Below are 12643 nucleotides of genomic sequence, written 5' to 3'. Positions count from 1 at the left end.
AGCACGTTCTGAGAGCCACCTCGGCTCCGGCGTGCCTGACACGAGGAGCCGACATGACCGACACTGCCCCCACCGAAGTCGAGACGAACGAGGAACAGCGATCCGGTGCATCGCGCTTCGCCGTCTGGGCTCGCTACTTCGAAGCGAACGTCAGCCGTCATGAGCGTCTCGACGCCCTGATTCCCTGGTCGTCGAGATCCACACTGCCCGGAGCCACCGTCGTGGCGCTGGCACGCTCGCTGCAGCGCTTCGAGCTCGGCGAGAGCGGAGAGGGAAAGAACCTGCGGGCGAAGGCACGCCGCCTGGGCGACGCCTCGTACGATGCGGCCCTCACCCTGTTCATCGCCGAAGAACAGAAACACTCCGCGCTGTTCGGCGCGGCCCTCACGCGGTTCGGCGCCGACCGCCTCACCTCGCACTGGTCCGACGCGGCGTTCGTCGTGCTGCGCCGCCTGATGGGCCTGCGCACTGAGATCACCCTGTTTCTCATCGCCGAGACGACGGCGATGGGGTATTTCGACGCGCTCGGCCGAAGCGCAGACCCGGTCATCCGCGGCGTCGCGCGTCGAGTGACCACCGACGAGATCGAGCACATCCGCTTTCAGATCGACCAGTTGCGGGTCGGCTTCGAGACCACCCCGCGGGTAGGGCGGATGCTCGCTGCCCTCGCCGCCTCGGTCGTCGCCGTTGCGGCAGCCACCGTAGTCGCCATCGATCACGGGCCCGCCATGCGCGCCTGCGGGCTCGGCCGCGGTCTTTTCTGGCGTCGCGCGCTCGGTACCTTCGGTCGCGCAGCACGGTCGGCCTTTCTGCTCGACGGCGACGCCGAGCTGATTCACGGCCCGAGCGTGACCCCCGCCGCCTTGACAAATCATTCGCCAGCTAGCTAACTGGCTGAGGTGAGCGCCGAACCTGACAACCAGCACGAACGCCCGCACTTCGTAACACCGCCGAGCCGTGATCACCGCGGACTCATGACCCTCAACGTGCTGCTGTTCTTCGCAAGCGGAGTGTTCGCGATCGCCGCGGTGTGGTTCGCGTTCCGCGCGTACTTCGCGTTGGCCGGCACCGTTGCGAATCCGACCGGCTCCGAACTCGCGGCAATCGACGTCTGCGCCGCCGTCTCGGTGCTCGCGGCGCTGGGCTCCGTGGTGGTTGCGGTGATCATCCGCGGGCGCTGGGGCGTCGTCTTCGGTTCGCTGAGCGGGGCTGCGCTGGTCGGCGCCGTCATCGTGGCCGCCCTGCTCACCGGGCCGCAGGGCATCCTGCGCCCCACCCCCGCGCCCCAACCCGACCTGCCCTCCTCGTACCAGCCCTGCTACAGCGGTAGCACCACCTGCAACTGACCCCTACCTCTCTCCCCTCTCCCTCCTCTCCCCTCTCTCCCCTCTCCCGTTCCAATCGACTTTGCGAAAAAGGCCCCAAAACTCGAATCTTGGGGGCCTTTTCGCAAAGTCGATTGGAACGCGAGAGGGGAGGAAGGGCGGAGGAGGAGAAAGGAGGGGGCGAGGGGTCAGGGGGCGAAGGGGTCAGGGGGTCAGGGGGTCAGGGGGCGAAGGGGTCAGGGGGTCAGGGGTCAGGGGGTCAGGGGGTCAGGGGGTCAGGGGGTCAGGGGGTGAAGGGGTCAGGGGGTCAGGAGCACCTTGATGGATTCGCGGGTGTCCATGAGGCGGTAGGCCTCGGCGGCGCTTTCGAGGGGCAGGGTGCGGTCGAAGACCGCGCCCGGCCGCAGGGTGCCGTCGAGCACCGACTCGAGCAGCAGGGGCAGGTAGGCGCGCACGGGCGCCACGCCGCCCGCATAGTGCAGGTTGCGCCCGAAGAGCGCGCCCGTCGGAAGCGTGCCGGAGGGGGCGCCGACAAAACCGACCGTTCCGCCGGGCCGGGCGACGGCCACCGCCTGGGTCATCGACTGCTCGGTTCCCACGCATTCGAGCACCGCGTCGGCGCCCGGAACCCCCAGCAGCTCGGCGATCTCAGCCACGCCGTCGTCGCCTCGCGTTTCGACGAGGTCGGTGGCGCCGAACTGCCGCGCGATCGCCTGCCGAGCGGGGTTCTGCGACATGACCACGATGCGTTCTGCGCCGCGCAGGCGCGAGGCCAGAATGCCGCAGAGCCCGACGGCTCCGTCACCGACGACCACGACCGTCGACCCGGGCTGCACGTTCGCGGTCACGGCCGCGTGGTAGCCCGTGCCCATGACGTCAGAGAGAGCGAGCAGGTGCGGAACAAGGTCATGCTCGGGGGTGCCGTCGAGACGAACCAGGGTGCCGTCGGCCAGCGGAACGCGAGCGTACTCGCCCTGACCTCCGTCGTTGGCGAAGCCGTTGTGGTCGGTTCCGCCCCAGAACGACCCGTGCAAGCACGAGGTGGTGATGCCGTTTCGGCAGTTGATGCAGGTGTTGTCGCTGATGGCGAACGGCGCGATGACGAAGTCTCCGGGGCTCAGCGTACGAACGCCGGCCCCGACCTCCTCCACAACGCCGACGAACTCATGCCCGGCCCGTTTCGGAACCGCCGAACCGAGGCCCTGCCGATACGGGTGCAGGTCAGACCCGCACACGCATGACGCCGTGATGCGCACCACGGCGTCGCGGGCATCCAGTATCATCGGAGTCGCAACCGTCTCGAGCCGAACATCGCCCGCTCCGTGCAGTACCGCCGCCCTCACGCGCTCGGCCGATCGGATGCCCGGGCGGAGCCTGCTGCAGCGGCAGAGGTGTGGGCGGCGAGGTCGTCGAACACTCCGTCGAACGGCTCCTCGGGCATCCACTCGGCTGAAGGCTGCCGATGCAGCCGCCAGTACGTGTCAGCGATCAGGTCGGGGTCGAACGGCGTGCCCGGCTTGACCGCACCACTCACCGTCACGCTGACCACGTGCACGCCGTCGTCGCGAACGGTGTCAGCGAGCATCGTGGCGGCCGAACGCAACGCCGCTTTGCCGAGCGAAACCGTTGCGATGCCGGGGCTCGGCCGAACCGCTGCACTGCCGCTCGTGAAGATGACCGTACCGGTCTTCGCCCGCTGCATAGCCGGCACGAAGACCTGCGCGGCAACGATCGCGCCGACGACGTCGACCGAGTAGCCCTCGAGCAACTCGTCGGCCGACACGTTCAGAAGTGTGGTCGGCACGAGCATCGCCGCGTTGTAGACGAGAACCGCAGGCCCCGCCGATTGCGCACGAACCGCTTCGAGGGCGACCCGCAACGAACCGGGTTCGGCCGCATCGACAGCCCGAACGTCAACCGTCGTGCCCTGGCTCCGGATGCTCGTGGCCAGCGCCTCGAGCCGCTCGGCGTTGCGCGCGAGCAGCGTCAAGCGATACCCCTCCCGCGCGAAGCGGCGCGCCACGGAGGCCCCGATGCCGGGGCCCGCGCCGATGATCACCGCGTGCACAGGGTCGAGTGGCTCAGTCATGGGCCGTGTTCCCTCGCCTGGTTCGCGGTTTCACCTTCATCGCGGTGCTCAACCGGCTCTCGTAGGCGGCCGCGGCCGCATTCAGCCGAGCGAGCAAGGCACTGAACTGCTCGGACTCTGCGGCGCTCCAATCGGCGGTGAGTTCGCCCATCATGTCGTCGCCGATCGTGAAGACCTCGTGACTGAACGCGACGCCCTTCTCCGAGAGCGAGACCAGGGTTGCCCGAGAGTCGGCCGGATCCACGCTCGAGACGATGAGACCGTCGGATTCGAGCCGCTTCAACACCTTGCTGATGTTCGATCGCCCGGTAGTCAGCTGCGCCGCCAAGACCGATGGCCGGCTGGCGCCTTCGGTGCCCAGCAGGTACAGAACGCGGTTCGACGTGAAGTCGAACTCATTACTGAGCCGCGAGGCGTGCGCGGCCTGAAACCGGTAGGAATTGAGCCGAGTGATGAGCTCTGAGAGGTTGCTGAGCAGTTCGGAGTCGAACAGCGAACCGTGCGGTTGTGTCATACCTGCATGAACCCTCCATCGATTTCGAGCACTGACCCCGTGGTGTACGACGACTGGTCAGAGAGCAGCCACACGATACCAGCCGCGACTTCGTCGGTGGTGCCCATGTGACCCGTCGGCATCAGTTGCGACCACGCTGCGACCTGCTCGTCACCGAACGACGACATCGCGGGAGTGAGAATGGTGCCCGGGGCGACCGCGTTCACCCGGATGTTCTGCTTCACATAATCGATGGCCGCCGTACGCGTGAGGCCCACCACGCCGTGCTTCGCTGCCGAATAGGCGGTCAGGCCAGGAGTGGCTTTCAGCCCGGCGCCCGACGCAGTGTTCACGATGACGCCGCCGCCCTGGGCGACGAACTGGCGCAGCTCGGCGCGCATGCACAAGAACGTTCCGGTGAGGTCGATGCCGATCGTCTTCGACCAGGCCTCGGGGCTCAGCTCGTGCATCAGCCCTGGCGTTTCGGCAAGGCCCGCGTTGTTCACTGCGAGGTCGAGGCTGCCCCAGGTGTCGACCACGAACGCGACCATCGCGTCGACCTCGTCGACCTTCGTCACATCGCCGTGCAAGAAGAGCGCGGTTCCGCCCGCCGCGGTGATCTCGTCGACCACGCGCTGGCCGCCCTGATCATTGACGTCGACGACCAGCACCTTGGCACCTTCGGCCGCCATGCGCTTGGCGGTGGTTTCACCGATGCCCGATCCGGCGCCGGTGATGAGTGAGTTCTTGCCTTCGAGAAGCATGTTCGATCCTTCGGTGAGTGAAATGTCGTGAATACAGTTGCGACACGACTTAGTGTCTTTACGACATCATATGCCGCTCGGCGGGCCTGCTCCGCCCTCCGCCGGTGTACATTTCTCGATATGGAGCCCCAACAGCAGCCAGGGCCGGGCCGGCCACGTGCAGCCCTGAGCTCCGACGTCGCCGCGCTGGCTCTTCGCATGTTCGAGCGCGACGGCTACGACGAAACCACGATGCAGAACATCGCCGACGCCGCCGGCATCAGCCGGCCCACCTTATTCCGCTACTTTCGCTCGAAGACCGACATTGTGTGGGATCGCTACGAAGAAGAAGCGGATGAACTGCGCCACACCCTCGCCACGGCCAGCCCAGATCGCCCACCCCTCGACGTGCTTTGCGACATCCTGCCTCGCCTGCTGCAATACGCCGACGACGATCTCGACCTGCTGCGCACCCAGGTGACGATCATCGCCTCCGTGCCTGCCGTTCAGGGCCACGCCCACCGTCGTTCGGCCGAATGGGTCTCGATCATGGCGGAATTCATTGCGGCGCGCTCGAGCGCCTCGGCCACCGATCTGCTGCCGATGGTGATGAGCCGCTGCGTCTGGAACGCCGGATGGTCGGCCCTCACCTATTGGGCGGCCAGCGACCAGCGCCGCCCCGACACAGCGCTCGCCACCGCATTCGCAGGCCTTCGCAGCGGCTTCAGTCTCGACGCGCTCTCCCGATTATGAGATAGAGTGTCAATAATCTTTTTCGAGGAAGAAGGATCCGGCTGTGACAACGACCACTCCCGCCGCTGAGTCAGAACACGTCGAGTTGAGAGGCATCACCTTCTCGTACTCCGATCAGGGCGCGGGCCCGGTGGTGTTGAGCGCCCACGGACTCAGCTTGAGCCGAGCCGGCAATCGCGCGCTGGGTCTGGCCGATTTCGCCGAGGTCGCCCGCGCCGGGCGCCGCCTCATCTCGTACGACGCCCGCGGGCACGGCGAGACGCCCGGCACACCGCACGAAGAGCACTACACCTGGGCGTCGCTGGCCGAAGACATGATCGCCCTCGCCGACCACTTCTCCCCCGACGCACCCGTCTCGGCGATCGGCTCGTCGATGGGTACCGGCACGTTGCTGCACGCCGTCACCCAGCGCCCCCAGAAGTTCGACCGCCTCGTACTCACGGCGCCGCCGACCGCGTGGCAGACCCGCGCCGGCCAAGCCGGAATGTACCGCACCATGGCCGATCTGGTAGAGACCAGCGACCCGGAGACACTGGCCGCGATGATGAGCCAGGCCCCGATTCCGCCCATCTTCCAGGGCCTGCCGGGCTACCCGCCCGCGCCCGACATTCAGAACGACCTCATGCCGACGGTGTTCCGCGGGGCCGGCCTGGCCGATCTACCACCTCTCGAAACCATCGCGGGCATCACACAGCCGACACTCATCCTTGCGTGGGCGAGCGACCCCGGGCATCCGGTGTCGACGGCAGAGAAGCTGCATGCCGCTATCGCCGGGTCTGAACTGCACGTCTCTGAGACGCAAGAAGACCTGTTCACCTGGGGGGGGCGAGCCGCCGAGTTCTTGACGCGCTGAGGCGCGCGCCGAAAGATCCGCCAACAAAGAAAGAGAGCATCACCAATGCCAGGAAGAGTTGAAGGCAAAGTCGCCTTCGTCACCGGAGCCGCCCGCGGTCAGGGTCGCAGTCACGCGATTCGCCTCGCCCAAGAGGGCGCCGACATCATCGCGGTCGACATTCTCGAAGACATCGAGTCGAACCACTACCCGCTGTCGCGTGAATCCGATCTCGCCGAGACCGCGCGCCAGATCGAAGCGCTCGACCGCCGCGTCGTCACCTTCAAGGCTGACGTACGCGAACCGTCGCAGCTGCGGGCCGCTCTTGTTGAGGGCGTCGCGCAGCTCGGCCACCTCGACCTCGTCATCGCGAACGCAGGCATCTGCCCGCTCGGCGCCGATGTTGCGCCGCAAGGGTTTCTGGATGCCGTGCAGGTCGACCTCGTCGGCGTCATCAATGCGGTCTCCGAGGCGCTGCCCTACCTGTCGGCCGGGGCGTCTATCGTCTGCACCGGTTCGGTAGCAGGACTCATGCCGGGCGGCACCGACAACCCCGCCAACGGCCCCGGTGGCGCGGGGTATTCGCACGCCAAACGCGGTGTGGCACGGTTCGTGCACGACCTCGCCCTGCAACTCGCTCCGCACTCGATCCGGGTGAACGCCGTGCATCCCACCAACGTGAACACCGACATGCTGATGAGCGAACCGATGTACAAGGTCTTTCGCCCCGACCTCGAGAACCCCACGCAGCAAGATGCGATGGCCGCGTTCGGCGCGATGCAGCCGATGCCGATCGGGTTCGTCGAACCGGTCGACATCAGCAACGCGGTGCTCTTCTTGGCCTCAGACGAGGCTCGCTATGTCACGGGCCTGCAGCTGAAGGTCGACGCGGGCGCGCTGCTGGCCGGCACGACCTCGGGCGCGCCGGCCTAGGCCCTGCGGTCGCCGCGGTCAGTACGCCTGCTGGATGAGCGCGGCGACCTTGCCCACGTCGTTGTTGGCCTCGAGCACCCCGTCGACGGTCGGGTAGAAGCCCTGATTCACCATGATGGTGAAGGCGAGATGGTGCCCGCTCTTGGTGTCCATGACGCCGCCGAGCGTCTTCGTGATGAGACGGATGCGCCCGCCGTTGAAATCATCGACGGCCAACAGCGACCCGGTCTTGGCGAACACCTTGCCTGCCGCAGGGCTATCGGCTTGCACTGTCGCAAGCGAGCCATCCACACCGAGAATCGGCAGCGTCGCCTTCCATCGGGCGGCGTCGGGGCGCTTGGCCATGATGGTCTGCACCTCGACCGCATTGTCGGGTGTGATGAGGTTGCCGGGCAGGCCCGACCCGTCGATGAGCGCCGCGTCGGCGGTGTTCAACCCGGCGTCGGCCCAGAGTTCGCCCGCGATACCCATGCCGTCGTCACAATCCTTCGAGCCGGCGTCGGCCGCCAGCAGGCAGACGAAGGTCTGGGCACCGCGGTTGTAGCTGATCTTCATCACGTAGGTGGCCTCTTGTGCGAGCGGCAGCGACTGCAGCTGCGCCACGGAGGGCAGGGCATCCACCTCGTTCTCGGGCGCCAGCGCCGCCGTCGAGTTCGTCGCGAGCGGGTCTGCGGTGACCTTCACGCCGGCCCGGCCGAGCGCCTCGATGAACGCGGTTCGAGCGAACGTTGCGGGGTCTGTGAAGGCATAGACCTTCAGCTGCGGCACGCTGTCGGCCGCGATGGTGCCGCTGACGACTATTTCGCCGTTCTGGCCGGACTTCGGATCCGAGATCTTCGTGGTGCCGCCGGCGGCCACCGTCTGAACCGAGCTCGTCACCTTCCACGGCGCCACCGCAGGGGTCATCTGGATGCTCGCGGGATGACCGACCGCGCCCGGAGTCACCAGCACGTCGATGAGGTTCTGGTTGATGATGATCGGGGTGACGGGCTGCCCGCCGAGGGTGCCGTCGAAGAGGCGGTCGTCGACGACGACCTGCCCGCTCACCGCGTTGATGCCCGACGCCTTGACCTGCTCGGCGAGCTCGTTCAGCCCCGTGAGCGGATCTTCGCGGGTCAGCGTCGAGCCCGGCAGCGGGTTCGCGTCGTTGTGGTCGAGGTTCGTGAAGTCCACCGTGCCGTCGGCCTTCGTGCGGCCACCCATCGTGAGGTCGCCCTTGCCGACGAGCACGAGGTTGCCGTTCAGTGTTCCGTCGACCACCTCTCCGGTGCGCTTCACCGGCGTGCTGATCGTATGGTCGGGGCCCCACTTCAGCCAGACAGCACCCGTGCTGTAGGTCTTGACGAACGAGCCGGGCTCGGCCATCTTGTCGCCGTCGAGGTTGATGAGCTGTTTGCCGCTGTCGAGGTCACGCACCGAGATGAGCCAGCGCCCGTTCGCATACTGCGGCTGATTCATCACAGCGAGCGCCGCGTGCGGCAGACCCGCCACCGACCCGTACTCTTCGTTGCTCGACGACCGGGTGCACGACGTCACCGCAACGGCGACGAGCATGCCCGCGAGCACCGTCGCCGCCAGCCTGACGTTTCTGCGCCTCATGCGTCAACAATCCCACACTCGGCGCGGTCGCCGCGAGCACCTTATCGGCCGCGGCGCCCCGACAGCAGAGCGTGCAACAGCGGCAGCACCGAGACGATCATGAGCACCGTGCCGAAGACGGCATCGCTCGAATGCAGCACCGCCCCGGCGATGAGCAAGGCGCCGAACAGAATGGCCGAGACGACACGACGAGCGGTGCGTTCCAGCCGGGCGATACGGCGTTCGACGGCCGGGGTGGTGACCGCGACCGTTCCTTCATCGAAGCGGCTGACCAGGGCATCCAGTCGTTTCGGCAGCCGCACGGCGACGCCCGCCGTCTCGAGCGCTTGCTTGGCGATGTCTTGCACCACGTTGCCGCGCTCGTCGCGAATGAGCTGCTGGGCGTAGGGCTCGACCGAATCCCACAGGTTGAACGCAGGGTCGAGAGCACTGCAGACGCCCGAGGTGAGCGACATCGCACGGATGATCAGCAGAAAGTTCTCGGGCAGCTGCACCGGCAGCGTGCGCACGACGTCTCCGAATTGGTCGCCGAACGCGCGGAACTCCTTGGGATCCACCTCGCGTAGCTCAGCGAAGCCCATGCCGCCGAACCGGGCGAAGAGCTGCGTCATCGCTTTCTCGAGTTCCCGCGTGTCGGCCGAGGGCAGCAGAACTCCCACATCGCGGATCGCGTCGACCAGCCCCTTACCGTCGCGGGAGGCCGCGGCGATCAGCAGCTTGCGCAGACCGGAACGCGTGTTCGCGGGAACCTCGCCCATCATGCCGAAGTCGATGAAGGTGAGCTTCCACGACCGCTCGCCGGGCGCGGCCGTCACGGGCGTGACGAAGATGTTGCCGGGGTGCGGATCGGCGTGAAAGAAACCGTTCGTGAAGAGCTGGTCGAACATGACCGCCGCGAAGACGGGCGCGACCTCTTTCGGGTCGATTCCCGCAGCGGCCAGTGCTTCGGCGTCGGTGATCTTGATGGCGGTGACGTCTTCGAGCGTGAGCACACGCCGGGTGGTGCGTTCCCACACGACCGCGGGCACGCTCACGCGATCGTCGCCCTCGAAGTCCGCCGCAAAACGCTCGGAACTCGCCGCCTCGTGCAGATAGTCGATCTCTTCGAGGCTCGTCTGTGCGAACTCTTCGACCAGCGACGGCATGTCGACCCGATCGGAGACCAGCCGCACGTGACTGAGCCAGCCGCCCACCCTGCGCAGCGCGGCCAGATCGACCTCGATGATCTCGTCGATGCCCGGTCGTTGCACCTTCAGCACCACGCCGTCGAGCCCGGCATCTGCGGCAGCGAGCGGCGCGAGCCGGGCCCGGTGGGCCTGGCCGAGGGATGCCGCGGCGACGGGTGTCTCGTCGACCTCCGCGAATGCGTACGACAGTGGTACCCCGAGCTCTTCTTCGGCCAAGGCCCGGATCTGCGGAAAGGGAACGGCCGGCACCTCGTCTTGCAGACCCTCGAGTTCTTTGGTGATCTCGGGCGGAAGCACGTCGAGGCGCGACGACATGAACTGCCCCACCTTGATCATGAGCCCGCCGAGTTCGACGGCGAGCACATGAAAGCGCCGCGCAAAGCGCTGCATGCGCTTCGACCGCGTGCGCTCCGCGATACGGGTGAGCCCGATGCGCGGCAGAAGCAGTTCGTACCACCAGGTCACTGCGAGGTTCCAGGCGGCGAACCGCAAGATGCGGCGATAGCGGGCGCGGGCATTGACGGCCCCGGGCATCCGCTCGTCAGCGGTTATTGCCCGGTTGGGGCTTGTTCGCTGATTGGGGCTTGTTCGCTGATTGGCGCTTTTCGGCTGATCGGGGCCCTGTCGACCGGGCGGCACCCCCGTCAGTCCTGAGCGAGAATCGAGTAGAGCCGCTTGCGCGCCTCGTCGAGCACGGTCACGGCCTGCTGAACCTGCTCGGCAGACCCGGTGCGGGCCACTTGGGCTGCCGCCTGAGCCAGCTCGACGCCCGCCTTGGGCAGGGCGCTGAACCGCGTGTTGTCAGACGAGGTGTTCGAGTCCCAGGGCGACGACTCGCTGGTCTCGGCGCCGGCCACTTCTTCACGGCCCGCTTCGGTCAGCGCGTAGATTTTGCGGCCATTGGATTCTTCGGCCGTGATGAGACCCTCGTCGGCGAGCAACTGCAGCGTCGGGTAGACCGAGCCGGCACTCGGCTTCCAGCTGCCGCCGCTGCGCTCTTCGATCTCGTGGATGATCTGGTAGCCGTGCATGGGCTGTTCGGCCAGCAGGGCGAGCACTGCTGAGCGCACCTCACCGCGACCGACGCGAGTGCCTACGCGCTTCTCGAAGCCCGAGCGCAACTGCTGCATCGCCTCCCAGATTCCTTCTGCGGGATTACCCATACCGAACCCTCCGGTTGGAAACGAACCAGCCATGACGACCTCCTCAGTCTGCCTACGAACGATACTCAACGATATATAACGATATGCGACAACGATAGGGGCTTGCGGAATGCTCAGGCACCTCTCATCGTTGGTCAGGACGACAGACCTTACGACGAAGAAGGCAGCGAACATGACGGACGACGTGACAAACGCACTGGCACAAGACCAGGTCATCGACATCACCACAATCGGGCGGCAGTCGGATGAGCCCCGCCGCATCGAGATCTGGTATCACCGCCTCGGCGGGCGCTACTACATCACCGGCACGCCGAACCGGCCGCGCTCGTGGTACGCGAACCTCGTCGCACACCCAGAGTTCACCTTTCACCTGAAGCAGTCGGCAACGGCAGACCTGCCGGCGACGGCGCGGCCCATCACCGACCACTCGGAGCGCGAAGAGCTCTTCGCGGGCATCCTGCCGCCGCTCGGCGACCTCGGTGAGACGTACCCGGCCGCAACGTGGATCGAAGACAGCCCGCTCGTCGAGGTGACCTTCACACCAGCTGGATGACCGTCGACGCTGTCTCCGCGCAGGTGGCGGCGCGACGGGGGTGCTTCGGTCGGAGCTGAGCACACAGGGGGCGCCCTACGCGGACATACGCCGTCAGCTCCGACCGTAGCGACGCCCTCCGGCGGACCGCCGCCCCTCCCGACGGCCGCGCCCCGCTCTCCTGTGCGCTAGAGGTTCGTGTCGGCGAAGACGCGCATGGCGTCTCGCACGAAGGTTGCGCCCGCGACCCCGCCGTAGTTCACGGCGAAGCGTTCGTCGTCGACGTACGAGTCGCCGAGCCAGGTGAAGTACTGCTTGGTCGGGCGCCCGTCGGCCGACTTCGGGGCGCCCGGGATGCCGGCCAACCAGTCGCACTGGCGCTGGGCGAGGGCCTGTGCCTCGGCGCCGTCGGTCGCTACGCCGCTCGTGGCCGCACTCGTCCAGTCAGACGCAAGCGCGGCCGCCGCCACCAGAAAGTCGTCTTTCTCGGTCTGCGACATCGAGGTGTACCACGTGTCGCTCACTGCGTACGAGTCTTTGCCCCAACGCTCCTCGACCTCGTTCTTGTAAACGGTGTGGTCGAATCCGTCGAACATCTTCTCTGCCATGGGTTTTTCGCCTTTCTCCAAATCACTGATTGTTCGCGCCACGCTCGCCAGCTGGCGATCGAGGCGCTGCTTCTCGCTGGTGAGCCACTCGAGGTGTGCGCGCAACGCGACGGTGTCGTCGTCGTGCCCCGCCAGAATGCCGGCGATCGCCGGAATGCCGAGCCCGAGCTCGCGCAGCAGCAGAACCCGCTGCAGCCGAACCAGCGCGTCGGAATCGTAGTAGCGATACCCGTTGTCGCCGACCCGGCTCGGCGGCACGAGCCCGACGTCGTCGTAGTGACGCAGCGTGCGACTCGTTTTACCGGCGAGGCGCGCGATCTGCTGAATGCTCCACTCCATGAGCAACCCTCCCTTCACTGAAAGACGATAAGGGTTGACGTTACGTC

The 12643-nt window shown here is 66.8% G+C and carries 14 protein-coding genes; 6 read left to right on the top strand and 8 right to left on the bottom strand.

Going from position 1 to position 12643, the window contains the following annotated elements; genetic code table 11:
- Positions 1 to 53: 53 nt before the first annotated feature.
- Positions 54 to 890, top strand: a complete 837-nt coding sequence (locus LQ955_RS02395; RefSeq protein WP_231026645.1) for a diiron oxygenase — start codon at positions 54 to 56, stop codon at positions 888 to 890.
- A gap of 9 nt (positions 891 to 899) precedes the next feature.
- Complete coding sequence (locus LQ955_RS02390) at positions 900 to 1346, top strand: hypothetical protein (protein ID WP_231026644.1); 447 nt, start codon at positions 900 to 902, stop codon at positions 1344 to 1346.
- Between the two features lie 278 nt (positions 1347 to 1624).
- Here the strand turns inward: LQ955_RS02390 and LQ955_RS02385 are convergent, their stop codons facing one another.
- From LQ955_RS02385 to LQ955_RS02370, 4 genes are read right to left on the bottom strand one after another with little or no spacing between them, the layout of a single operon-like run.
- Positions 1625 to 2668 (bottom strand): zinc-binding dehydrogenase, encoded by a 1044-nt coding sequence (locus LQ955_RS02385; RefSeq protein ID WP_231026643.1) that lies wholly within the window; start codon positions 2666 to 2668, stop codon positions 1625 to 1627.
- Positions 2665 to 3414 carry an SDR family NAD(P)-dependent oxidoreductase gene (locus LQ955_RS02380; RefSeq protein WP_231026642.1) on the bottom strand — a complete coding sequence of 250 codons (750 nt, stop codon included), beginning with the start codon at positions 3412 to 3414 and terminating at the stop codon, positions 2665 to 2667. The genes LQ955_RS02385 and LQ955_RS02380 overlap by 4 nt, the downstream gene beginning before the upstream one ends.
- Complete coding sequence (locus LQ955_RS02375) at positions 3407 to 3928, bottom strand: MarR family winged helix-turn-helix transcriptional regulator (protein WP_231026641.1); 522 nt, start codon at positions 3926 to 3928, stop codon at positions 3407 to 3409. Before LQ955_RS02375 ends, LQ955_RS02380 begins: the two co-directional genes overlap by 8 nt.
- Positions 3925 to 4671, bottom strand: coding sequence for an SDR family NAD(P)-dependent oxidoreductase (locus LQ955_RS02370; protein ID WP_231026640.1), 747 nt, complete (start codon positions 4669 to 4671; stop codon positions 3925 to 3927). The genes LQ955_RS02375 and LQ955_RS02370 overlap by 4 nt, the downstream gene beginning before the upstream one ends.
- 120 nt (positions 4672 to 4791) lie before the next feature.
- On the opposite strand from LQ955_RS02370, the gene LQ955_RS02365 reads away from it, so the two are divergent.
- The 3 genes from LQ955_RS02365 to LQ955_RS02355 are packed head-to-tail and all read left to right on the top strand — an operon-like array spanning position 4792 to position 7168.
- Positions 4792 to 5403 carry a TetR/AcrR family transcriptional regulator gene (locus tag LQ955_RS02365; protein WP_231026639.1) on the top strand — a complete coding sequence of 204 codons (612 nt, stop codon included), beginning with the start codon at positions 4792 to 4794 and terminating at the stop codon, positions 5401 to 5403.
- Positions 5404 to 5446: 43 nt separating this feature from the next.
- Positions 5447 to 6256, top strand: a complete 810-nt coding sequence (locus tag LQ955_RS02360) for an alpha/beta fold hydrolase (protein ID WP_231026638.1) — start codon at positions 5447 to 5449, stop codon at positions 6254 to 6256.
- A 45-nt stretch (positions 6257 to 6301) separates the two neighbouring features.
- Positions 6302 to 7168 carry a mycofactocin-coupled SDR family oxidoreductase gene (locus LQ955_RS02355; RefSeq protein ID WP_231026637.1) on the top strand — a complete coding sequence of 289 codons (867 nt, stop codon included), beginning with the start codon at positions 6302 to 6304 and terminating at the stop codon, positions 7166 to 7168.
- Between the two features lie 18 nt (positions 7169 to 7186).
- Here the strand turns inward: LQ955_RS02355 and dacB are convergent, their stop codons facing one another.
- The 3 genes from dacB to LQ955_RS02340 all read right to left on the bottom strand — a co-directional run bounded on the left by dacB (position 7187) and on the right by LQ955_RS02340 (position 11150).
- The gene (gene dacB, locus LQ955_RS02350; protein ID WP_231026636.1) at positions 7187 to 8767 is read right to left on the bottom strand and encodes a D-alanyl-D-alanine carboxypeptidase/D-alanyl-D-alanine endopeptidase; all 1581 of its coding nucleotides are present in this window, start codon (positions 8765 to 8767) and stop codon (positions 7187 to 7189) included.
- A 41-nt stretch (positions 8768 to 8808) separates the two neighbouring features.
- Positions 8809 to 10488 (bottom strand): ABC1 kinase family protein, encoded by a 1680-nt coding sequence (locus LQ955_RS02345; RefSeq protein ID WP_231026635.1) that lies wholly within the window; start codon positions 10486 to 10488, stop codon positions 8809 to 8811.
- Positions 10489 to 10598: 110 nt separating this feature from the next.
- Positions 10599 to 11150 carry a PadR family transcriptional regulator gene (locus tag LQ955_RS02340; protein WP_231026634.1) on the bottom strand — a complete coding sequence of 184 codons (552 nt, stop codon included), beginning with the start codon at positions 11148 to 11150 and terminating at the stop codon, positions 10599 to 10601.
- Between the two features lie 139 nt (positions 11151 to 11289).
- Here LQ955_RS02340 and LQ955_RS02335 point away from each other — a divergent pair, with 139 nt between their 5' ends.
- Positions 11290 to 11670 (top strand): nitroreductase/quinone reductase family protein, encoded by a 381-nt coding sequence (locus tag LQ955_RS02335; RefSeq protein WP_231026633.1) that lies wholly within the window; start codon positions 11290 to 11292, stop codon positions 11668 to 11670.
- 167 nt (positions 11671 to 11837) lie between these two features.
- Here LQ955_RS02335 and LQ955_RS02330 read toward each other — a convergent pair whose 3' ends face one another.
- Positions 11838 to 12596: a MerR family transcriptional regulator gene (locus tag LQ955_RS02330; protein ID WP_231028234.1), complete on the bottom strand. Its 759-nt coding sequence runs from the start codon at positions 12594 to 12596 to the stop codon at positions 11838 to 11840.
- Between the last annotated feature and the right edge of the window lie 47 nt (positions 12597 to 12643).

The sequence above is a fragment of the Subtercola endophyticus genome, assembly GCF_021044565.1.
Taxonomy (GTDB): domain Bacteria; phylum Actinomycetota; class Actinomycetes; order Actinomycetales; family Microbacteriaceae; genus Subtercola; species Subtercola endophyticus.
Note: the sequence above shows the minus strand (reverse complement) of the source record. Positions and strands in the feature narration are given on the sequence as shown.

What these genes read in the sequence shown, in the direction of transcription:
- LQ955_RS02340 (WP_231026634.1), bottom strand. Translation starts at nt 11,150, where the DNA reads ATGGCTGGTTCGTTTCCAACCGGAGGGTTCGGTATGGGTAATCCCGCA.
- LQ955_RS02355 (WP_231026637.1), top strand. Translation starts at nt 6,302, where the DNA reads ATGCCAGGAAGAGTTGAAGGCAAAGTCGCCTTCGTCACCGGAGCCGCC.
- LQ955_RS02335 (WP_231026633.1), top strand. Translation starts at nt 11,290, where the DNA reads ATGACGGACGACGTGACAAACGCACTGGCACAAGACCAGGTCATCGAC.
- dacB (WP_231026636.1), bottom strand. Translation starts at nt 8,767, where the DNA reads ATGAGGCGCAGAAACGTCAGGCTGGCGGCGACGGTGCTCGCGGGCATG.
- LQ955_RS02330 (WP_231028234.1), bottom strand. Translation starts at nt 12,596, where the DNA reads ATGGAGTGGAGCATTCAGCAGATCGCGCGCCTCGCCGGTAAAACGAGT.
- LQ955_RS02375 (WP_231026641.1), bottom strand. Translation starts at nt 3,928, where the DNA reads ATGACACAACCGCACGGTTCGCTGTTCGACTCCGAACTGCTCAGCAAC.
- LQ955_RS02380 (WP_231026642.1), bottom strand. Translation starts at nt 3,414, where the DNA reads ATGACTGAGCCACTCGACCCTGTGCACGCGGTGATCATCGGCGCGGGC.
- LQ955_RS02365 (WP_231026639.1), top strand. Translation starts at nt 4,792, where the DNA reads ATGGAGCCCCAACAGCAGCCAGGGCCGGGCCGGCCACGTGCAGCCCTG.
- LQ955_RS02345 (WP_231026635.1), bottom strand. Translation starts at nt 10,488, where the DNA reads ATGCCCGGGGCCGTCAATGCCCGCGCCCGCTATCGCCGCATCTTGCGG.
- LQ955_RS02370 (WP_231026640.1), bottom strand. Translation starts at nt 4,671, where the DNA reads ATGCTTCTCGAAGGCAAGAACTCACTCATCACCGGCGCCGGATCGGGC.
- LQ955_RS02395 (WP_231026645.1), top strand. Translation starts at nt 54, where the DNA reads ATGACCGACACTGCCCCCACCGAAGTCGAGACGAACGAGGAACAGCGA.